Here is a 20715-nt window from a genome sequence, read left to right as displayed (position 1 = left end):
CAGATAGTTCTGCTCACCGCTACCGTCGCATTGCCTTCCCCGTTATTCCGATTAATCACGAGGTGCACCCATGGAGATCCTGACCTTCGAGCAGGGCACGCCGGAATGGCACGCTGCGCGGCTCGGCATCGTGACGATGTCCGAGATCAAGACGCTATTGGTCAAGGGCAAGGGCCCGGGAGGCTTCGGCACCGGGGCCTACAGCTACATGAACCAGCTGATCGGTGAGCGCATCACTGGCGAGCCCGCCGAGGCCTTTTCGGGGAATACTCATACCCAGCGAGGCCATGCCCTTGAGCCCACCGCCCGGGCGCTATATAGCCAGGCGACAGGCAATGAGGCGCTTGAGCAGGTCGGCATCATCCTCAATCACGGTGTGGGTTACTCCCCCGATAGCCTGGTGGGTCAGGAAGGACTCATCGAGATCAAGACCAAACTGCCCAAGTACCAGATCGAGCTGCTGCTGGCCGATGAGATCCCCCAAGAGCATATCGCGCAGTGTCAGGGAGGGCTGTGGGTCAGCGAGCGGGAGTGGATCGACTTCGTCAGTTACTGGCCCGGCATGCCGCTGTTCATCAAACGTGCCTACCGGGACGAGGCGTTGATTCGCACAATAGCCGAGCGTATGGAGGCATTCTACGAAGAGTTGGAGCGCCGCATGGCTATGGTCATGGCCGCCTGAGGAGAGACGCGATGAATCATCGCAAGCTGAGTGCCGGGGAAACCGCCGGCACCTATCGCATCACGGCTCCAGTCACCGAAGCGGAGCTCTTGAGTATCGCCCAGGCCTTCGCCCGTCGACGGCTGGCCCGGGGCCGCAAAATCTCTCAGCCAGCGCTGGCCTTCAAGTACCTGCAAGTGCTGCTGCAGGATTACGAGCACGAGGTGTTCAGTGTCGTTTTCCTCGACAGTCAGCACCGAGTAATCTGCTTCGAAGAGCTGTTCCGCGGCACTATCGATGCCGCCAGCGTATATCCCCGCGAAGTGGTCAAATGTGCCCTAGAACACAACGCCGCCGCAGTCATTCTGGTCCACAACCACCCTAGTGGAGACCCCGAGCCCAGCGCCGCCGACCGGCGTATCACTGCGCGCCTGCAGGAAATCTTGGGGCTGGTGGAGATCCGCGTGATTGACCACATCGTGGTTGGGAGCGAGGGATGTGAGTCATTTGCAGAGCGAGGGTGGCTTTAAAATCAGCCTAAGATAACGACATAAGACCATGGCGACTTCCCCTGAGGAGGTCGTCATGGCTACTGAACATTCAACTTTCTTTTTTGACCGCTTTCGGCCAGAAGCAGTCAATAAGATGGTTCCGATGTAACGCTGCGCTTTGCATGAAATGAGGAGCGCAGCGGAAAATTTGGCCGACAACAGCGCTTTTTAGCTTGGAGCATATAAATCATCCATGACGTAGCCATCACTAATAAAGGCGATTTTATCTTTTAGAATATAGCCCGAAAGAACTTCTTCTCCATGTAGCCTCAAGCAACCTTCTTGGCTTATTTTATCCTTAATATGCCTGTATAATGTATTGGCTACGATATCGGCAACTATAGTCATTGGCGATACAGATGAATCAACTTCTATTGTTTTAACGTTACGCACAGATAAATCAACGCCCTCAACATTAGTTAGAATACTCTTAGATACAATTTTTTTATCTTCAGCATCGAAACCTGTAACAGTATTTCGATGCTCATTTTCTTTTAAATACCCAAGAACTTTTAACGCTTCCTTGTGTATAGATGAGTCTATATGATCTGAAATCATCACTAAGCTATCAGAATTTTCGATCCTGCACATTTCATCCAGCTTAATCACCAGCCCTTCAATAAGGCTGTTGTAAATCCTTTTTTTGTCTTTGTTGTTAGATATTTTTATTTTAGAATCTTGCGGTTTATGCTTAATAGAAATTTCTTCCACTAAGACTTCATTGAGATATAGTCCCAGCGGATACACAGCCTCATAAACCAAAGTCCATTCTTGTTTTTCTGCCATATATTCAAGTAATTCGCCCCTGACCCTCCTATTCTCTTCCTTATTGAAAAGCTCTGTAGCGTGAATCTTTTCTACTTCCGAAGTTTTCAGTTTCGAGAGTATCTTTACAACTTCATATTCAAATTCGGCAACGCATCGCTGTGGCATTGCGACACCTGCAACCAAACCAACATCTGAATTACTGAACCCATCTTTAACGAACCCTTTTTCTCCAGACTCATCAAAATAAAAGCTTACTCTCTCCATACATACCTTGTTTCAAGAACCCGGATTTATTGTAGAGGCTAAATGACCAACCTGCGGCTAATAAAAGCGGAGGCGAAGTCAGAGATCTATTATCCCGATAGCAGATGATTGCTAGGTTACTCATTGCTAAAGTATATATATCTATCTTTCATTTTTCGCTTAATTATTTCTTCTCGCTCTAGCTTTTCTCCAAACTTCGCAACTTTTTGTACATAACAGCCGACGTCATCTGCTACATGCCGTGCCAAAAGCTCATCCTCTTCATTTGAAGAGCGTATCGCACCAACTATTTTTATTTCTTCCTCAGTATACTTTGACAATTCATCATCTCCGCTGACCTCCACTAGATCAGCCTTGTCTTTTGGGCAAAAGCCTAACAAGTTACCTGCTACATTTAACTCTTTTTCCTTGTAAACAGAGTCACAAGTTGGGCACCGCCAATGTGTTTCTTTGTTTCTTTCGAAATAATGGTCAAAAGGTTCCAGTATGGAATCATAAGCAAACCTCTGCTGCCTGATAACATTTTTGTCAATGCCCCACAGCATGTTATTCTCAATGCAAACGCCATAGTCGAAACAATATAGACTTCTAGAAGCTTTATCCTTTTTTGTTGTCCTTCCTTGAGTCAGCAAATGAGATATGAAAAACATATTGAAGTATTTTAACTTAATTTCATTTCTTGGAAGAACCATAAAATGGCTCGAAGTAGAGTCATTTTTTGCTCGTTCTAATATTGCCTTTTCCAGTAGCGCGTCCCAGATGTCCTTATAGTAGCTTGGTATTGCAACGCCACAAGAACCTTCGAATTGATTCAAATAGGCTCTAGAAGCATACCTTATTCCATAATCGATATCAGATTTTCGAATGGCGCCTATGTTTTCACTTAAGTTCCTTGACAGCGATTGTTTAAGTATTATACCCACTGTCCTTGGGACACCCATAGCAGCCTTGGACATTTCCTCGATCGCGTAGTCAATATCTTCGAATAACTCATCAAACTTGATTTCTGGGGCATAAGCACTTACCCTTTCGTCTATTAAATTTCGGGTAAGATTACTAAGCCCTTTCATTGCAGACCCCAGCGTACCGCTTCTTTCGACGTAAGAATCTAAGTCCAAATTCAACTCGAATAGATCCCTCTGCAATATAATTGAACTGCCTAGGGTATAGTTGTCAGTAATCGCAGAAATTTTGACAAATACGCCAGAATGATTACCGAGGACCTTCCTAAGGAGAGTTGAAAACCTTCTTTGCAGGTCTAGGGTAAGTGAAGAAAATTCATCAATAAATATTACTATATGGCTAACTCCCGCAGCTTCACGTATTGAGTTCAAAGCTCTTAAGATATCTGAAATGTTCAACCGGTACTGAAGCACCGAGGTGCTTTCGACGGAATTTTCATTATTTTCGTGATTGGCCATACTAACACCGGCACTAGCTTCAGGATTCGCTTTAGCTTTTAGCTGAACATTCTCATCATATGAGGTACTTTTTCCTGTTAAAGACACTATCTTCTGTGGGCCGCTCTTATTCTCTGATCTGAGCACACCTTCAGATAATATCCTTGCTAGTTCATCTAACGCACTATTAGTACTGTTCTTCGCCTCAATCTCTTTTGGCGAAAATACCCTTGCAAGCAAACCGGGCTTAATTTTGAGTTCCGGCCAAGTTCTGCTGAGCTCTGCTTTGACTGACTCAAACAGCTCAGTCGTAAACACGTGCTCAAACTCAGAAAATTCTTTAGATGCCGTATCTTCCAATGAATGGCATTTGCTCAGGTCTAAATAAATGCCGAGTGTTTTCGGTTTCGCCAAGTTATCTGATTTTCTCCAGGAATTGATTGTCTCAATCAGGCCGCGGTAAAGAAGTGTTGTTTTCCCTGTACCTCTTCTGCCGACGATAAGATGGTCTGATTCTCCTACTACCTCTCTCAAAAATCCGAGATAATCAACATAGTAGTCAGCTAAACGGACCAATTTTTCAGTGTCTTTAAGTGGTATATAGTCTGACCGAAGCATTGAATTAAACGCATCTTCAATCGCTCGTTTTTGTTGATTATCCATGATATTCCTTTGCTTAAACACTTTATTTTGAACAAAATCTCTGGTAACTTGGCAGCCCACTAGGCATTGGAGTGCCGATTCTATGATTGGATAATGTAACAGCATATTATATCATAAGTCACTAACCACCCAGCCCAAGGAATCTATTAAAATCGGGCATAGCTCGGCAGTATAACACCAATCATCTTGCGCCTGCTTAATACTAATTAACGCGACTACAGCATTTGCCACCATGTCCGCTTTGGGTCGGTTACGGATACTCATCCAAGTACTTACCCAAACCCACTCTTCCCTCCACACCGTATATTTTAGCGTTTTCCTCTGGTATCACAGTGGCCTTAAATTACCCTGCGGTAGCAGACCAAGACGAACGGTACCGCTGCTCAGCTCGCGATTGAGTCTGTCCACCGTGGACATGGCCGCTGAGGCCGCTGACTACGGGCACAGTTAACGGGGCTCACTGAGTCCCGGTAAACGGCTATGTATCCGCCTTGACTGTCGCTCTCCACAGGTAAGGTTCTAAGTCAAACCGTGCTTCCATCTCGGCTGTCTTGAAGAGTTCCAGTTCGCGCTCCTCATCGGACAGCGCATTGGTTACCACAGCCAGCCGCCACATTGGGTGGACGGAGCCCGCCTTTTCATTTCGAGACAGCCAGAAGCTCGGTTCTGCATTGGCAGTGCCCTTGACCTCGATACGCAGCGCTTCATCTTCGCGCATTACCAAAAGGTCATAGCCGCAGTTGTCTTTCTGGCGATCCTCGATTTTATAAGGAGGGTTCTGGCCTTCAAAATAGCCGATCACACATTGAATAGCTGCTTCCTCCACAGCCTTGCGTGTCTCGGGATCGATATTCCAGCGTCCACCAGCTTGCAAGTCTGTTGATTCGTATTCTTCTTCCAGAAAGAGGATGCCAGCAACCTTTTCGGCGTCGCGATGGCGGCGGTAAGCTTCGATCACCTCTGGATCGCGTGAGAATGAGGTCGCTCGAAAGAAGCCACGAAACGCCCACGCATTGACCGCCTGCTTGATATAGACCGGCACGGCTCTTTCGCATGCCATGAGAAGTTCTGCGTTGCTGACAATCCTGGGGCCATCACCCACGACGATCACTTCGGGCGCTTCCGGATTATCCCGAACGGTGACGGCCAGTCCCTGCACTTCGCCGTTTTTGGTACGGATATAGGAGTCGCCCCCGGCCAGTCGCTGTGCCAATGTCTTCGTGTCGACGACTTTCATGCAGACCCTCTTACCGGCTTCTCCTGGATACGCTGGCCGTCGGCTTGTGCCTCGTCAGCATGCTATGAAAAGCTATCGGCGGGCACCCAGCAAACTTGATTCCGTGGACAGGCGAAAAATAAATAGCCAGGAGCGATAGCACAGTGAGCTGACATCGACCGTCCGCAACCAGAAAGGACCCCCTCTCATGCAGGATGACAGCCACGGCTTCACGACGCCTGCCACTTTTATCGAGCAATTCCGGGATCGATACTATGCGGCGTATGACCGTGAGCAGGAAGGTGCACTGTTCGCATTTACCGATACCGATGCCCTGCGCCAAGATCACGACCAGATTCTCCAGCACGCCTGGCCTGTCCTCGCAGAGCGCAGCAATTCCGGTTTGCTGGTGGTCGCGGCCACCCTGGTTCTGCTGAATGACATCCAGCCAATAACGCATCAGGCACTTGCCGAGGCTTTCGGTAATGAGGCCGCTTCCTTCGTATCGGCATGTTTTTTCCCCATGGGCGGGCATTTCGGGGAGGTCGAACGCTGGGAGCAGTCACTGCGAGAAATCGCCGAAGCGCCTGCCGAGGTTCAACTCGTGCGGCTAGCCCTGTTGTTTGGCCAGGTCGAGTACAGCCCTCAGGCCGTGAGCCATTTTCCTTTCTGGTACCGCGAGGCGGAGGTCATGCGCAATGCTGACCCAGCCCTCCGACAGCAGGTGCTTTCACGCATAGCAGCATGCGAGACGGCCGAGGGCGGCTGAACACTACAGATCCCGCTTGTGCACCTGCTGCTGTTGATGCTTCAGGCGAATCAGTTGCACACCTGTATAGCCACCGACAGCAAGAATGAGCGACGCGCAGAATCCTACCGCCAGATAGAACGATGGGCTCATGTGGTTGCTCCTCCTGCATGTACCGGGCCATCGGTTATGTGTCGATACTGCACAGCAGATCACTATCGAAAATCTCGTTCAAACGCCCCTCACCGATGCCGCGTATGTCGGTGAGTTCTTTCCACGCCAGCCAGGGCCGGCCCTCGATGATGTCCTCGGCCCGGGCGGGACCGATGTGCGGCAGGGATTCCAGCCTGCTGGCAGCGCTGTTGTTGAGGTCGATGCAGCCCGCTGACGTGTCGACTGCCCTCCCCCTGTGCTGATCGGCGTCAACCGCCCGCCGTTTAAACCAATATAAACCGGGGCATGATCGGAGACACGCTCGCGTGCTGTGACGTGATCCAGGGGCAGCAGGGCCGGGAATTTCAAGATGCCCTGGTCACTTGGGCTCAGGCTGTCAGCCTCGTACCAGATGTTGTCATAAAGGCTGGCATACCCGGCAGTCGTGCCTAGCGTGGTGCGCCCGTCAGTGATCGCAGGCTCCGCCCCGAGCCTGCGCAGTGCTTCCCAGCTTGGATGATCCGGCGAAAGGTTGAAATCGCCCATCAGCAGACGCGGGGAGTCGGGATAGACATCGCCAAGCCATTGCCAGTAGTCAGCCAGCGCGTCGATCTCCGGCAGCCGATCACTCACCCCGTCACCAAATACGATATGTACGGTAGCGGTCGCGAATTCCTGCCCAGTATCGACGTCGCGGAATCGAGCGGAATATGGCTCACGAGCGAACAGTTCCTCGGGATCGAGAAACACCACAGCGCCGCTCGCATATTCCACCTCAGAGTCCCGCCACAGGAAGCCGTAATGCTCTTAGTACGAGCTGCGGCCCAGTTCGTGGCTGGCCATGGATGACCAGCTTTCACCCGAGGCTTTCTCAAGGGAGAGCTCCAGGCGCCTGAGAGCTGCCGGGTTCATCAGTTCCTGCACGGCGAGCAGGTCTGTGTGGTTGGCTACATGAGCCACCAGCGCGAAATCCTTGCCATTGTTCCAGCCCAGATGCCTGATGTTCCAGCTACCGATAAGGACATCGGCTTTGGCGAATAGTGGCGCCATGGCCACCAGTACAGCAAGTAAACGCAATCGCATGCCTTCCTCCACGCAAAAAGGCGCCAATGGTGGGCACGCCGTGTTGGAAGATCAACGGGTTAAAGCCGCTTAATTGATAGAGTAGTTCAGGCTGATGTCGTAGCGAGCTGCTCAAGAGTTCCAGCAAGCAGCCAAAGTAAGTGCCGTCAGGTGCCGATATCTTTTTGAGCATACGCACATGGCACCATAGCCGCACGAAGAGACACCTCCTTAACGATAAGGACATGAATGAAAACCTACTTCATCCGCCACAGCTCTGAACTGGATATAGACCGAGTCACCCTCGAAACAATGTGGAAAAACCAGTTTGCCGGCATCCACTATCCTCATGATAAGGCTGGAAATTTCGGTGAAGGCGACAGCATCAGCACCGACCCGAGAGACTACAAAGGGCGGGGAAAAAGTAGCCTCGACATACTGTGGACTATCGCTCGCGACGGTGGGTATGTATGCACGACATACCGGGGCATTCCTGGCGCGAAATTGGGCATCGTCCGGCCCGGTAGTGAAGTTCAACTGCTACGTGGCACCTGGGGCAGCAAGAACGGCCTTAAAGGCCGCGAAGCCGTTTTGAAGGTTCTTCAGCTTGAGAACGTGATTAACCTTTCAGCCATAGCGAGCCTGCCTTTGACCACAGTGCAGCCGCGTCAGGGCACGATCTGCCAATGGCGCAAGGTCAAAAAGCGAGTTCAAGCCGTCCTGGAGGGCGAGCCTTCCAAGGACGTAAGCAACCTGACGCCTGACCTTCAGGAAGTGATGTGCATGGAATTTATGAGAACATCAGCGGCGGCGGCGGCCGGTCTCCCCAAGTTGCAGTCCACCTTGGCTCCTATCGGTCGCACCATGCCGGATGTCGACATCTATGGAATCTCGACCACAGGCCAGCCGATCGTTGCACAGGTCACGTACCACACGCTGGATGCAGCTACGGGAGCAGGCAAGCTCAGCAAGCTTGATGCATATGCAAAAGATGGGGCTTCGACGATTCTGTTTTGTCTGTGCAAGGAGCCCACTGAAGCTGGTGGGCATCTAGTATTCCCGCTTACAAAGGTCTTCCAAGAATTTTGTATTGATAGCGTAGAAGGCAAGGCATGGCTTGCCGCTGTCTCGGCCTAGCCGTGTATCGGTGAGGCTGAGTAGCATTGCCTTGAGCTTGATTAGTGAATCGCTCCAGTTCACGGTGGGATCAAGATAGAAGTTCTTGAAAGAATAAATACTAATAAACATTATCTACTGACAGCATGAATCAGGGGTACCTATCTATAGCAATATAAAAGGGCCCCTCCCGGGGCCCTTGATTAGGCTCTCCTCGCATCCGCTCGTCGGCTTTTTATGCAAATTATAAAACAACAAATGTAAAGTTTTCAGAGAACTCCCCATTGGGGAGCTCTCATCCTTTTGATAGATATATTGGACCTCACCTGCGGCTCAGTCCCAGAGAGAGGTTTTAAAAATCCTCTCTCTGTTCATTTTTTATTAGATTCCTAGCTCACCGAAGCCCTTCATAGCCCTATGGGAAAGAGGGCTTCGATGAGCTATGCTATAAAGGCTTACGCCTTATAGAACTGTTGAAATATCTAAGTCAATTTTTCATTCGCAATGGTCGAATTGGCCCGCCCAGCATAGGCTTCATATACGAAGTTTGTTTGCCGGTATATTTCGCCATGCTGAGCGGCCAGGCTTTTTAATTACTCTGCTTCCACCAAGGCCTCAGAAATTTCAAATGCACTGGTATCGAGCTCCAACAGCTCAACAGGCCTGCTCTTTCGCACACCGACTTGATTTTCTACCAAAAGATCAATGAGACGATCCCCATCGATGAGTGTGATGGGGGCGGCACCGGGAAACAGCGCAGCCTGCTCACAGCTGCTGGCAAACTTTCCCAAGGTAATCAGAGTACCTCGAATCGCCTTATGGTAAGGCAGAGCCCCTCGGAGCTGATCGACTACCGGGCGGGTAATGCTGCCCTGCTGACGCTTGACCTGGACCACCTCTGTAATTGTCGTGATGCCTACCTGCACACTGCCTACCACATCCACGCCCTTATCGCCGGAGGCCTTGGTTACTTCTACGTCTTCGTAACCCATCGCTCGGAGCAGCTCTCCGATTAGCGCTTCAAACTGATAAGGATCCATTGCAGCAAGATGGTCCTTTAGCAGCTGTTTCTGCTGCAGGTTGTAACGATTCACCCCATTAATGATGGCCTTACGAGGGTCATCTGCCTTTTTAGGCAAGCTATCCTTAAGCCATCCGAGACCACCGGAGGATATTTGGTACCGGTTACCTTGACGCTCCACGAGCCCACGAGCCACTAAGTTGCTTAGGCGCTGATGCAAGGTGGTTTTGCAAGATGATTCAGAGGCAAACTTTGAAACCTGATGCAGGAAGGCCATCCATTCAGGCAGGATGTCGCTCCTTTTTGCCATCTCAAGACCCGAAAGCAATTCAAGTAAAGCCAACAGCCCTTCCTCATCATCCAGCCATTTGAGCGTAGCTTCGTCTTCGCCCAAAAATTGCTGGCCTCGCTCTGATGGCTGCCAGCAGCCTTCGCCATCAATCTCCATCAAGCCGTAATTATTGATAAACATCCAACTACCATAGCTATGCCGGGGGTTCATCACTTGCTTATCGGTTTGCCAAATTTTCAATGCCAACTCAGCATGCGCGCCCTCTAGACGCTCAGCAATCCACGTATCGGGGTCAGACCAATCCACCGGGTTCTGTGGCGTTCCGGTCTGGTCATGAATCGCTGTAATCATGTCCCTAACCGCTTTCGGTGGAAGGCCGGTTGAAGCCTTCATAAACGCTGCTGCCTGAGCGTAGGTGGGAAAGAGAGGCGTTCTGACTTTCTGCATCAGGTATCTTCCTGCGGTTGCTATTGGGGCTAAATCCAATTGGGCACTGGCAAACCTTGGTGAGAAGCGGAGTTCACTCCGCCTCCCCGCTAGCTCCGCGCTCACGCTGCGGAACTGTTCCAAGGCGGCTTTTAGATTCTCGACGATCTCGGTGGCCAGCACGTCCGGCTCCGGCAAGCTGTCGATGTCTTCCAGACTGTCGTCTTTGAGCCAGAAGATATCCAGGTTGAGCTTGTCGCGTTGTATCAGCTCGTCGTAGCTGAAGCGGCGGAAGCGCTCGGTCTCCTGGCGCTCGTGGTAGCAGGTACGAAGTCACCCAGGTCAGCGAGGTCAGGCGCTTGGTTTTCAGGGTCTTATGGGTCTTAAAATCACCACTTCCCCCAAACTCTTTTGCAGTACGGCTAAACCACGTTTATCAAGTCCAGTCTGGCTTCTCGTATAGTCTCAAGCTGTGTATTACAGGAATAACGTCCCCGTAGTTCAGCATCTAGAAGATTTTGAGGAATACATTCTGAAAACTTGAGCTCTTGGATGAACTTGGCGTCCAAAGGTACTTGCACTAGCTCATCATCCTCTGCAACCAACAGCCGCCGGATTCGATTCTTTAACCGAGTCATATCGACGACCTTGCTAAGCGATATTGCCAAGTTGTCGGAGCTGACCTTGTCGGCCAAGTCACCCAACGCGTCAGCCATTGCAGCATTGAACACAGCACCTGCGAAGGTCCACCAAGTGGCATTCCGCTCACTGTCGATGAGCACCGCTGTCTGTCCCGGTTCAAGCCAGCCGAATTCTTCGCGAAGCTGCTCAAGCAGTACCTCTGCCCGTTTCGAATATCCTTCGGGAATCTCTTCTGACAGCAACTCACCTTCGATCGCCTGGCAAAGGGTAAAGTGCATAGGCTGACCTGAGCCCAACCATTGTGAGCGGCCCCTGAGCTCAGTAGATTCCACGTAGGCACGCCGTCTAGGCCAGTCGACATAGGTCGTGGACCAGTTCCTACCCCCCAAGGTCAGCAGGGCTGGGCTGCCTTCTTTACCAACGGCGAACGTCAGCTCGTGCACCTCGCCCAGCTCCTGCTTGCCGTGGAAGACTTTTACCATCGGAGGTGTCGTGAAGACCGAAACGAGCTCCATGAAGTGTTGGTAGCCGAAAGTGCGCTCCCCACGCTCACCAATACTCAGTAAGCCGCTGTCACTGTGCAGGATGCCGGTCTCCAGCATGTAGTGGAGCACAGCGCTGCGCTGCTTGGCGTCGATCAGCTTGAAGCCAGGCATCTTGCCGATCCAGCGCTCGATATCTGCCTCAATGATGCCGCGCTCCTGCAGACACAGCGCCATGATCTGCTGAGCATAAATGTGCAGGGGCAGCGCGGGCGGCTCAACGGGCTCCACAAAACCGGAACGCCAGAGGGAAAGCAGCCCCATGCTTCTGAGAAAGGCTTCTTCGGTAGTCGCAAGGAACAGGCAGTTCCGTGCCACATCGGCTCTGCGCCCGGTGCGCCCGATGCGCTGCAGGAAGGAGCTGACGCTGAAGGGCGCGTCGACCTGGATCACTCGGTCCAGGTCCCCTACATCAATGCCCAGCTCCAGGGTGCTGGTCGCCACGATGACGCAGTTCGAGCCCTCAGCAAAGGCACTCTCTGCTGCCTTGCGCTCCTCCAGGCTGAGGCTGCTGTGGGAGACGAAGGTGTTGACGCCTAGGCCACGCAGCTCCATGGCCAGCAGCTCCACCCGGGAACGGCTATCCACGAATACCAGCCGCTTCTCACCCCGGTGCAAGCGAGAGATGACGATGGCAGCGTTCTTGAGTGAGCCGACCCAGTCGAGCTGAACGTCTGACGATTTCGCTCCCTCGGTCAACGGATTGACGACACTGCGCCTGGCTTGGCAGCCCCCGGCCAACCAATCACACAGCGCTTCGGGGTTGCCGACCGTCGCGGAGAGGCCCAGCCGCTGGACTTCCTGGCCCGCCAGGCCCTGGATACGTTCAACGAGGGAAAGCAAATGCCAGCCTCGGTCATCGCCAGCGAAGGCATGAACCTCGTCCACGATGGCACTACGTACCCGCCCAAGCAGCCAACGATGATCGATACGAGACGACACCAGCATCGCCTCCAGCGACTCCGGCGTCGTCAGCAGGATGTCGGGCGGATCGGCGATGATCTTGGCCTTGCGTGAGGCACTGACATCCCCATGCCAGAGGGCAACACGCCGGCCAAGCAGGCCGGCGTAATATTCCAGGCGAGGCAGTAGGTTGTTGAGCAGCGCCTTGATCGGACAGAGGTATAGGACACTGATACCGTCCCACCCCTCCGAGAGCATGCGAGAGAGCACCGGGAAGCAGGCCGCCTCGGTTTTGCCCCCGGCTGTCGGGGCTAGCAATATCGCATTCTCACCACGGAGCACCGGCTCAATGGTGGCTTCCTGTAAGGGTCGGAGCCGAGGCCAGCCCAGGCTATTGACGATATGGTGCTGAAGCGCCGGATGAAGTTGGTCGAAGGCGCTCATAGATCCAGCTCGATATCATCCGTCGATTCGGCCCCTCGCGCTGCACGCTCAACCGACGTCAGCTCGGTATCAGGGATCGTCAGGGCGTAATGCTGGCGAGGGTCGAAGTCTTCAAACTGGTCGATGCGGTCGAGCACCTCCCCCACCAGCTTCTTGAGGAAGATGCGCGGAGCGATGCCGATCTTGCCACCCAGATCGCCGGTAACGGCCTGGGCCAGGCTCGCCACGTAGGTGTCATCGGCCTTGGCGCGAATGCGTTCCGGAACATCGCTATTGGCGGCATAGAGGTCACGCACCTTACAGCCGACCTCCTGAAGCAGCTCAGTATCGAAGCCCTTGAGGCGGATCTGCACGGCACGCGGGTTGTCGAAGCGCGCATCGGTGGTGAAATCGACGGCCAGGCGCTGTGCCAGAGGCGGCAGGCGCTGAACCCCCATCGGCCCTTCGAAGAAGGCCGTGGTGCCGGTCATTACCAGGTAGAGCCCCGGGAAGCGGCCGCTGTCGATCTCATCCATCAGCTGACGCAGGGCGTTGAGGCTCTTGTCGCGTACATCCCCGCGCATGCGTTGCAGTGTCTCGACCTCGTCGAGTACTAGGAGCAGGCCGGGATGTCCGGAGTCCTTGAGGATCGTCAGGATGCCCTGCAGGAAGCTCAAGGCGCCGAAGTGATCGATATCGCCCTTGATGCGCGCATAGCGCTTCACGCTGGCAGCAATGTTGGGCTGGCCTGCCATCCACGCCAGCAGACCATCGGCGATCTCTTCGTTTCCCTCCAGCAGGGCCTGCCGGTAGGCTCGCAGGGTCAGCGAGAAGGCGGGGGCCGAGCGAACCACCTCTCCCAACCGCTGCTCCATCAGCGTGTCGGTGGCCTGCACCAAGGCTTCCACGTCATCCGGATCGATCGTCTGCTGCGACAGCACATCCTCTTCCAGCGTGTAGAACCAGGACTCGATGATATTGCGGAAGGCGCCAGTGGGTGAGTCAGCCGTGGTCAGGCGCTCCATGAGTCGCCGATAAACGGTTTCCAGACGATGCAGCGGGGTTTCCGTCTCGGAGACCTGGACCTCGGCACAGGCAAAGCCTAATCCATGGGCACGCTCGCGCAGCCAGCGGCTGACGAAGGTCTTGCCACTACCATATTCGCCGCGGATCGCTTTGAAGACGCCGCCGCCGCGTGTGACTTTGCCAAGCTCCTCATCGAATGCCGGCGTCAAGTGGCCCAGACCCACCGCCAGGGCGTCCAAGCCATACTGGGGAACGGTGCCACGACGCAGCGCGTCGATAATGTCCTGGCGGCGCTGGCGACTGATACTCACAACGGTCTCCTCACAGCTCGAACTGTACCTTGAGCGATGCCTTGTCCAGCACCACGGTACGACTTTCCCGTTCGGTCTTCAGCACCGGATAGCCATCCACGTTGAGCAGCTTCTGGGCAGACGAGAGAAAGCCGCGCAGGCGAATCCTCGGTATGGCCAGGTGCTGAGCGATCTGCGTCTCCATGACGGTACCCTGGCCCTGTTCCAGCAGCTCGAGAAGCTGACACATCTGCTCGGCACTGACGGCCGATCGTCCTGCGCGCTGAAGCGACTGCTGGTAAACCGGTGAGCCCAGCAGCGCCTTGATCCATGAGTCAGGGTATGTCTCCTCCGTCTCATGGGTAGCGTCCTGTTCGACGCTAGGCGCCGAATTGTCGGGGGGCGTATCGCCGGCAAACAGGTCGGGCACTCTGTCGTCGGGCACGGCCTTTTTTTTCTTCTTGCTGGCTGGCCTTGAAGGCGATGGGTCGGCTTGGGGGCGCTCTTCGACAATGGTGCTTGCTGAACTTTCGGCTGCCCACCAATCAGGCAACTGGCGGGGCAGCTCTGTCCACCCTGATATCCTATCCGGGTCGCTGGCACTGATGTAAATCCCAAGGGGAATCACCACTTCCTGAAGGCTACCGCCGCCGTGGTAGCCATGATTCCGTCCCTTGGTATAGCGAAGCTTCTCCGACCAGGGAATGACGGCTCGCTGAGATGGCGTAAGCACGCGCGATCCGCTTACTTCCACTTCCTGATCCGAGGGGATCACCCCCTCTTCGCGATAGCGCTCACCGTTATGTGTGTCTTCCTGAGTCTGAGCGTACTGGGAATGGTGATCGAGCACATGACCATGGTCGCTAGTGACGATCACGGCCCGCCCACTTTCCCGCGCTGCTTCCAGTACCTGGCGTAGCATGGGAATCGACTGCAAGCTCCACTTCACCACCACCTGGGAGCTACTGGAGAGCTGGTCATCGATGGCGTTGATCACTACCCCCACCACCTTGTGCTCGGTGCCTGCAATCTGTGCCCGTGCATTGGCTGCAAGGCCTCCACTACCGGGTTGCTGAATGTCCTGCTTGTGCAACAGCAACGGGGGGAAGCGCGTCGATAGCAGCTGCCGCAGCGCCGTATGACCGGCAAAGGCCTGTTTCTCCTGAGTGGCGTTGCCTCGTCTCAGGGAGCCCGACAGCAACGAGCAGCGGCTGAACTCCGTCGCCGAGGGCAGGGCAGACACCAAGCAGCGGGGCGGGGCTTCAGCCTTTTCGCTGACCTCGATCCAGCCATAGGCTGCCAGGTCTTCCTGAAGCTCGCGGTATACCGCCTCGTTCATGCCATCCATCACTATCAGCAGCACGGGTTTCTTCGCCGCCACGATGGGCTTGACCACTTGATCGAGGGCTTGCTCTACCGGCACCAACGATTCGGCCAGCGTATCCCCGCGAGCAATGGCGCGTAGGTGGCGCCCGAAGTCGCGATTCTGCTGTTCTCGGCGCTGTGTCGCCAACTCCGAAAGAGTGGCATAGACACGAGCCAGTGCCTCGTGGTCCTCTCCCGCCCATAGCTGGGTGCGCGCCCAGTCGACGAAGCTGCCGTCACTCACGTAGTAGCTCAGCATCTGATGGGCGGTTCCCGTCAAGGAAGGCGTCCCATGTATCAGCCAGCGCAACAGGCGCAGGGCCATCTCGGCGCGCTGCATCTGGTCATGACGCTGGGTCTCATGCGTCAACCAGTGTGTCCGAAGGTTTTGCCAGGCCTGCTCGGCGATATCTACGTGACGCTTCTCGCAGCCCTCTTCCAGGGCCTGGGCCAGAGCATTCAGACGCAGCATCAAGCCGCCCGGCAGTACCGGAGAGAGGCCTGCCGCCGGCATGAAATCCAGGCTGGCCAGGATCTGCTCCGCCTGGCTCAAGCTCTGGCTGACAGCCTTCTGCCCCTGCTCCCGGAGGAGGCTTCGCGTGGTCTCCAGCGCGCCCTTGCCGAACTCAGTCAGCGCGTCGCTCCCGACCTTGTACCCATTCAAGTAACGCTCGATAAACCGGCCGCGCCCCGAGTAGATGGACTGAGTTTCCAGATGGCCCGAGGCCTCCAGCTCAGAGGCATACATCACGCTGCAGGCGAGGCCAACGGCCAGTAGATGGTGGGCGTGGCCCTCACGCAGCAGGGTCTCGATCAGCGGCCCCGTGCGTGGCAGCACAGGCCTCAGCCATTCGCCCAGGTGCTCACGAACATTCTCTGGCAGGGCCGCGATACGCCGTGCCGCATTCTCCTGCAACGACCAGCGAAACAGCGAGGGCAACTCCAGACTCGGGGCGGTGTAATCCAGATAGCCCCACGCCAGCGCCTGCCAGGCGGTCTCCAGGTCCAGCACCTCACCAAAGACGATATGCCCCTGGAATCGGTCGAAGCCATCCAGCAAGGCCTCCGCCATCCAGCGTCCCTGATGCCGGGTCAGCCGTGGGTCGATGGTTTGCACATGGGCCAGCTGCTCCAACGTTCGCCACGGGCTGATCCGCTGCGGCTCGTTCTTCCACAGGCGAGCCAGCACATCCTTGCCCAGTTGGCTCTGGTCGAACGGCGACAGGATAACCAGCTTCTCTGGCCCGCGATGGGTCACCAAGACCTCGCGAATGGCCAGTTCGGAAGGACACCAGATCAGTCTGACGTCCCGCGCGCCGATGCCACGGCTCTGCACCTCGGGCTGAAGGGGCTCACTCCACTTCAGGGCAATCCGGTCGGCCTCGGGATCACGCTGTAGAATCGCCTGAAGCTGGTTGTAGATCGCTCCTGGCATGCTATCGGCGTGACGGGTGAGTCGTGTGGTCGGCATCAAGCATCGCGTCCTTCACGGGTCGTGATAGTAAAGTCCACATCCAGGATCTGGCCGTCGGCCAGTTCGGCTTCGAGTTCAGCAAATAGCTGCCGCGCCTGTTGGCGGGACAGTCCATGGCGCCGATCACGACGCACCACACGGCTGGCCCCACCGGTACCGGTGCCGGTCTCCCCGCCGGTAGGCGGCGGTGGGTCGATCACTGGGGGCGTAGGCGCAATCAGCGCCGTGGCATCGTTTTGTGCGCGATCCAGTACCGGGCCGATCGGCTTGGCCATCTCATCTGCCTTCAGTGCCTCTATGACCCGTTCCTTGATGGCCTGTGCCTCGGCATTGCCGCCCTTCCAGACCTTCTCCAGCAAGGCCCAGTTGTTGTGTTTGATTCGGCTGGCCACTTCCTGAGCGGTTTTGAGGCTGCGGCCCAATGCCTGATCGGAGCTGGGCGGCTGGCTGTCGGCCAGGTGCTGTACCAGTGCCGTGCCTTCCAGCGAGCGCAGCTTATCCATCAGGCTGACGGCATATTCCGCGGTGGCCAGGCGCTGGCCCTGGTCCGCCACGCCGAGCTGTGAGAGCTGTCGACGCAGCACCTCCGCCAGGTTTTCCGCACTGGATAGATAGGCTTCCGCCTCGTCCCGCACCTGCCTGACAAGATCGTTCTGGTGGTTGGCGGTTCGCAGCGTGCTGCGCAGCGTCACCCCCAGGATGGCGCCGGCCTTCTCCAGGGCACGTGCCCACGCGCCGGGCTCCGCCAGTTCCTGCTTGCTGAGAACCAGATTATCCGGCAGGTCCTTGAGGCCCGGCTCGTACTCCTGACCATGCAGCTGGCAGGCATAGTGGCCGTGCTCCATGAACACCAGGATCAGCAGATTCTGTACTTCGCTCGTCAGTCCCCGCGGTTCGGGATGGTCGATAGCATTACGCAGTTGGGCAATGGTCAACGACGTGGTGCCCTGGCCCATCTTGGCCAGGTTGGTGCGCAAGCGATTGGGCCAGGTGTCCTGGAAGACGAAGTGGCGCTCGTGCATGGCGCCTAGCCCCAGCGGCTCGGCGACCTTCTCCATCAGGCCACGCAGCGACCCCTCGATATCGATGCGCCCGTTGGTGGCGTGTACCGCACGGCGCATCTCCGCCAGTACCTTGCCGAGATCGTTGGTGCGGACTTCCGTCTTGAATTCGGGATGCTCGGGATACTGGAAGCGTAATGCCTGGTCGAGCAGCTGCTCGAAAGCCTGACCTAAATTCAGCCCGTGGGGCAGGCGCGGCTTGAAGCTGGGCTCCAGGGACATTACCTGCTCATCAATGGCCACGGAGTCATCCAGGCTGCCCGGGATGGCGCTGCTGCCGCCGTAGGCTCCCAATAGGCAACCCTTCAAGCGCTGCTGCAGCTGACTACGCTGATTCTCCAACAGGGTGCGCGCCTGGGCGCGATCCACCGGGGTGAGGTGCTTGCTGAAGGAGCTAAAACGGTCGTCGCTCTTCAGCACATAGTCGAGTCGCACCAAGATACCGAGGTCACGCTGCGCCGACTGGCTCAGGAAGTAGGGCAGCCAGCACAGCGTACGCGTCGTGTTGCCGGTATCGAGATACTCCTGAACGCGTGCCCGGTCATCCGCCGGCGAATGGTTGCCGGTATCGAACGGGAAGTCGACGATCAGTTTCCAGTCGTCGCCGTTGGCCTCGAAAATATTGAAGTCGTCGATCTCGCGGATGTTCTGGAACAGCACATCGACATGTCGCCAGGTACCGCGCCATAGCCAGCGGTGTTCGATGAACAGCTGACCATCGTCGTGAATGCCGAAGGCCTCGAAAACGAGGTCCTTGATCATCTTGCTGCGTGAACCGGGGTTATCGTGGATCTGGGCCTGCTCGAGGATGCTCTCAGTGTCGACCCCCGAGATCTGCACAGCGATGGTCGGATTGCTGCTGTCCTCACTGATTTTGATCTCGCCGACCTGGCCGGCCCAGCGGCGGCAGCGGCCCATCACTGCCGAAGCCTCGCGCCCCGGAATAGGCGACTTGATGGTGCCGTGGTTGAGGGCGGCCAGTTTGTGGGAGGTCAGCTGCTTGAAGCTCTCGACCTCCGGCACCAGGGCGGCCAGCAGCAGGGTCTTGAGCAGCCGTAGGTCGTTATTGAAGGCTCTGGCCTTGGCCTCGCTGTTTGACTGCGCCTTGGCCTCCGCCAGGGTAATGCCATGCTCAGCTTCCAGCAGAGGAATCAGCTTGCGCTCGAACAACTGCTTGGCGTTCTCGAAGTGGGCACGCATCTGCTCCGAGAAGGGCTCGGCCTCGGAGGCAATGACATCGTAGAGGTCGCCGACCGGGATCACGCCGCCCAGCTCCAGGGTGTCGCGCTGCTCCACCAGCAGCATCAGCATCACCTTCAGCGCCGTGCGTTCACGCTGCAGCGCCGAGGAGAGTGCGACCAGAGCCTGGATCAGCGCCGGGCTAAAGGGGTAGAGGGCTCGGAACATCTCTCGGTCGCCCTGGGTGGTCAGCAGGATGTTGTGCACGTCCTCGCGCAGGCTCTTGTCGATGGCGTCGAAGGACTGCTGGATCTGCTGACGCGCGGTCTCGTCCTTGGGCTTGAGCAGGCGCCGCTGGGCGATGACCGGCAGGTTGCGGTCTTCTAGGGTGATGGTGTGGAAGCGTCCCTCCCAGTACTTGAGCGAATCGCTCAGTGCGACCTGGTTCGCTCCCACCGTCTGGTCACCGACGAACTCGCGAAGGTCACGCTGCCGAGCGATGAAGCTGGCCATGGGCAGTGCCCGCGGCTCGCTGGGCTCCACCAGTTTGACCACCTTTTGAATATTGTTAGCGATGAACTGGTGATCGGAGATATGGCTGGCCAGCCACAGGATCAGCTCATCAAGGAACAGCACCACAGCGTCGTAGCCCAGCGACTTGGCGTGCTGGGTCATGATGCGCAGACCCTCGTCGAAATCGACGTAGCCGACCTTCTCGCCCGACTTCAGCTCATCACTGGAGGCGTTGGCCAGGTCGCTCATCGACTGGAAGAAGGTGCCCACCAACGCCGAGACCAGGGCGGTGTGGTCCTCCATGCTCGCGCGGCCTTCCAGCACTGCCTCGAAGCTCTGCGGCGTCCAGCGCTCGTCACCCACTTCTCCCCAGCCATCATCTTCCGCCGGAGCGGCGCCCTCCTGGTTGAGAATCTCGAAAAACTTGTCATCCCCCAGCGTGCTACGCATACCCTGAGCATCACGGAACAGACGGTCGCTCAAGTAGAAGCCTGGCTGGGGGGCTTCCGGATGGTGCTTCTTTATATAGCGCACGTAGCCGCCGAGGATGCCCGCCTCGATGCTGGGCGCGCCGATCATATGGTAGGGCACCAGTAGGATATTGTGCTGCTGCAGCCACTCATCGTGCTGGCTAACCGACGGCGCCAGTTCCTGAATGGCCCGTGCCTCTGGGTTGCCCTGCAGCAGCAGATGCAACACCGCCATGAAATGCGATTTACCACTACCAAAGCTGCCGTGCAAATAGGCGCCTTTCTGGCGGTTCTGGCTGCCCACCACCGTGCTCTTGATGAAGCTCAGGGCATCCTCGAAGGCCTTGGCCAGCTGGGGAGTAACCACGTACTGCGCCAGGGTCTGATGAATGGCGTCACCTTCCAGTCCATGAGACAGGTTGAGCACGAAATCCCCGCGCTGCACCTTCTCGGGAATCTCGATCAGCTCTTTTATCAATGTCATCG

At 55.9% G+C, this 20715-nt stretch carries 15 protein-coding genes; 4 read left to right on the top strand and 11 right to left on the bottom strand.

What is annotated here, in order from left to right; translation table 11 throughout:
* Positions 1-70 precede the first annotated feature (70 nt).
* Positions 71-682 (top strand): lambda exonuclease family protein, encoded by a 612-nt coding sequence (locus tag BUA41_RS05295; RefSeq protein WP_072820459.1) that lies wholly within the window; start codon positions 71-73, stop codon positions 680-682.
* Positions 683-693: 11 nt separating this feature from the next.
* Complete coding sequence (locus tag BUA41_RS05290; protein ID WP_072820457.1) at positions 694-1191, top strand: JAB domain-containing protein; 498 nt, start codon at positions 694-696, stop codon at positions 1189-1191.
* Positions 1192-1380: 189 nt separating this feature from the next.
* Here the strand turns inward: BUA41_RS05290 and BUA41_RS05285 are convergent, their stop codons facing one another.
* From BUA41_RS05285 to BUA41_RS05280, 3 genes are all read right to left on the bottom strand, one after another.
* Complete coding sequence (locus tag BUA41_RS05285) at positions 1381-2244, bottom strand: DUF3800 domain-containing protein (protein ID WP_072820455.1); 864 nt, start codon at positions 2242-2244, stop codon at positions 1381-1383.
* Between the two features lie 116 nt (positions 2245-2360).
* Positions 2361-4307, bottom strand: coding sequence for an ORC-CDC6 family AAA ATPase (locus tag BUA41_RS18890; protein ID WP_139249058.1), 1947 nt, complete (start codon positions 4305-4307; stop codon positions 2361-2363).
* Between the two features lie 478 nt (positions 4308-4785).
* The gene (locus tag BUA41_RS05280; RefSeq protein WP_072820453.1) at positions 4786-5544 is read right to left on the bottom strand and encodes a protein NO VEIN domain-containing protein; all 759 of its coding nucleotides are present in this window, start codon (positions 5542-5544) and stop codon (positions 4786-4788) included.
* Positions 5545-5731: 187 nt separating this feature from the next.
* Here BUA41_RS05280 and BUA41_RS05275 point away from each other — a divergent pair, with 187 nt between their 5' ends.
* Positions 5732-6292, top strand: coding sequence for a hypothetical protein (locus BUA41_RS05275; RefSeq protein ID WP_072820451.1), 561 nt, complete (start codon positions 5732-5734; stop codon positions 6290-6292).
* 3 nt (positions 6293-6295) lie between these two features.
* Here BUA41_RS05275 and BUA41_RS19580 read toward each other — a convergent pair whose 3' ends face one another.
* The 3 genes from BUA41_RS19580 to BUA41_RS19445 form a co-directional block, all read right to left on the bottom strand.
* Positions 6296-6424 carry a hypothetical protein gene (locus tag BUA41_RS19580; RefSeq protein ID WP_281247821.1) on the bottom strand — a complete coding sequence of 43 codons (129 nt, stop codon included), beginning with the start codon at positions 6422-6424 and terminating at the stop codon, positions 6296-6298.
* Between the two features lie 34 nt (positions 6425-6458).
* Positions 6459-6599, bottom strand: coding sequence for a ComEA family DNA-binding protein (locus BUA41_RS19705; RefSeq protein WP_245791860.1), 141 nt, complete (start codon positions 6597-6599; stop codon positions 6459-6461).
* A 632-nt stretch (positions 6600-7231) separates the two neighbouring features.
* Entirely contained in the window at positions 7232-7507 is a 276-nt protein-coding gene (locus BUA41_RS19445; protein WP_245791850.1) for an exonuclease/endonuclease/phosphatase family protein, read from the bottom strand.
* Between the two features lie 228 nt (positions 7508-7735).
* Between BUA41_RS19445 and BUA41_RS05265 the strand changes: the two genes are divergently transcribed.
* Positions 7736-8623, top strand: coding sequence for a hypothetical protein (locus BUA41_RS05265; RefSeq protein WP_072820449.1), 888 nt, complete (start codon positions 7736-7738; stop codon positions 8621-8623).
* A gap of 572 nt (positions 8624-9195) precedes the next feature.
* On the opposite strand, the gene BUA41_RS05260 is transcribed toward BUA41_RS05265, so the two are convergent.
* From BUA41_RS05260 to BUA41_RS05240, 5 genes are all read right to left on the bottom strand, one after another.
* Positions 9196-10362 carry a restriction endonuclease gene (locus BUA41_RS05260; RefSeq protein ID WP_072820807.1) on the bottom strand — a complete coding sequence of 389 codons (1167 nt, stop codon included), beginning with the start codon at positions 10360-10362 and terminating at the stop codon, positions 9196-9198.
* Between the two features lie 401 nt (positions 10363-10763).
* The gene (locus BUA41_RS05255) at positions 10764-12872 is read right to left on the bottom strand and encodes a DEAD/DEAH box helicase (RefSeq protein ID WP_072820447.1); all 2109 of its coding nucleotides are present in this window, start codon (positions 12870-12872) and stop codon (positions 10764-10766) included.
* A complete protein-coding gene (gene brxD, locus BUA41_RS05250; protein ID WP_072820445.1) occupies positions 12869-14188 on the bottom strand; it encodes a BREX system ATP-binding protein BrxD in 1320 nt (439 codons plus the stop codon). The genes BUA41_RS05255 and brxD overlap by 4 nt, the downstream gene beginning before the upstream one ends.
* A 10-nt stretch (positions 14189-14198) precedes the next feature.
* On the bottom strand, positions 14199-17003 hold the full coding sequence (gene pglZ, locus BUA41_RS05245) for a BREX-2 system phosphatase PglZ (protein WP_072820443.1): 2805 nt from the start codon (positions 17001-17003) through the stop codon (positions 14199-14201).
* Positions 17003-20713: a DUF6079 family protein gene (locus tag BUA41_RS05240; RefSeq protein WP_072820441.1), complete on the bottom strand. Its 3711-nt coding sequence runs from the start codon at positions 20711-20713 to the stop codon at positions 17003-17005. Before BUA41_RS05240 ends, pglZ begins: the two co-directional genes overlap by 1 nt.
* Positions 20714-20715 lie beyond the last annotated feature (2 nt).

The organism is Modicisalibacter ilicicola DSM 19980 (assembly GCF_900128925.1).
Classification (GTDB): domain Bacteria; phylum Pseudomonadota; class Gammaproteobacteria; order Pseudomonadales; family Halomonadaceae; genus Modicisalibacter; species Modicisalibacter ilicicola.
This window is presented reverse-complemented; position numbering and strand designations above follow the sequence as displayed.

What these genes read in the sequence shown, in the direction of transcription:
- BUA41_RS05295 (WP_072820459.1), top strand. Translation starts at nt 71, where the DNA reads ATGGAGATCCTGACCTTCGAGCAGGGCACGCCGGAATGGCACGCTGCG.
- BUA41_RS05290 (WP_072820457.1), top strand. Translation starts at nt 694, where the DNA reads ATGAATCATCGCAAGCTGAGTGCCGGGGAAACCGCCGGCACCTATCGC.
- BUA41_RS05285 (WP_072820455.1), bottom strand. Translation starts at nt 2,244, where the DNA reads ATGGAGAGAGTAAGCTTTTATTTTGATGAGTCTGGAGAAAAAGGGTTC.
- BUA41_RS18890 (WP_139249058.1), bottom strand. Translation starts at nt 4,307, where the DNA reads ATGGATAATCAACAAAAACGAGCGATTGAAGATGCGTTTAATTCAATG.
- BUA41_RS05280 (WP_072820453.1), bottom strand. Translation starts at nt 5,544, where the DNA reads ATGAAAGTCGTCGACACGAAGACATTGGCACAGCGACTGGCCGGGGGC.
- BUA41_RS05275 (WP_072820451.1), top strand. Translation starts at nt 5,732, where the DNA reads ATGCAGGATGACAGCCACGGCTTCACGACGCCTGCCACTTTTATCGAG.
- BUA41_RS19580 (WP_281247821.1), bottom strand. Translation starts at nt 6,424, where the DNA reads ATGAGCCCATCGTTCTATCTGGCGGTAGGATTCTGCGCGTCGCTCATT.
- BUA41_RS19445 (WP_245791850.1), bottom strand. Translation starts at nt 7,507, where the DNA reads ATGCGATTGCGTTTACTTGCTGTACTGGTGGCCATGGCGCCACTATTC.
- BUA41_RS05265 (WP_072820449.1), top strand. Translation starts at nt 7,736, where the DNA reads ATGAAAACCTACTTCATCCGCCACAGCTCTGAACTGGATATAGACCGA.
- BUA41_RS05260 (WP_072820807.1), bottom strand. Translation starts at nt 10,362, where the DNA reads ATGCAGAAAGTCAGAACGCCTCTCTTTCCCACCTACGCTCAGGCAGCA.
- BUA41_RS05255 (WP_072820447.1), bottom strand. Translation starts at nt 12,872, where the DNA reads ATGAGCGCCTTCGACCAACTTCATCCGGCGCTTCAGCACCATATCGTC.
- pglZ (WP_072820443.1), bottom strand. Translation starts at nt 17,003, where the DNA reads ATGCCGACCACACGACTCACCCGTCACGCCGATAGCATGCCAGGAGCG.
- BUA41_RS05240 (WP_072820441.1), bottom strand. Translation starts at nt 20,713, where the DNA reads ATGACATTGATAAAAGAGCTGATCGAGATTCCCGAGAAGGTGCAGCGC.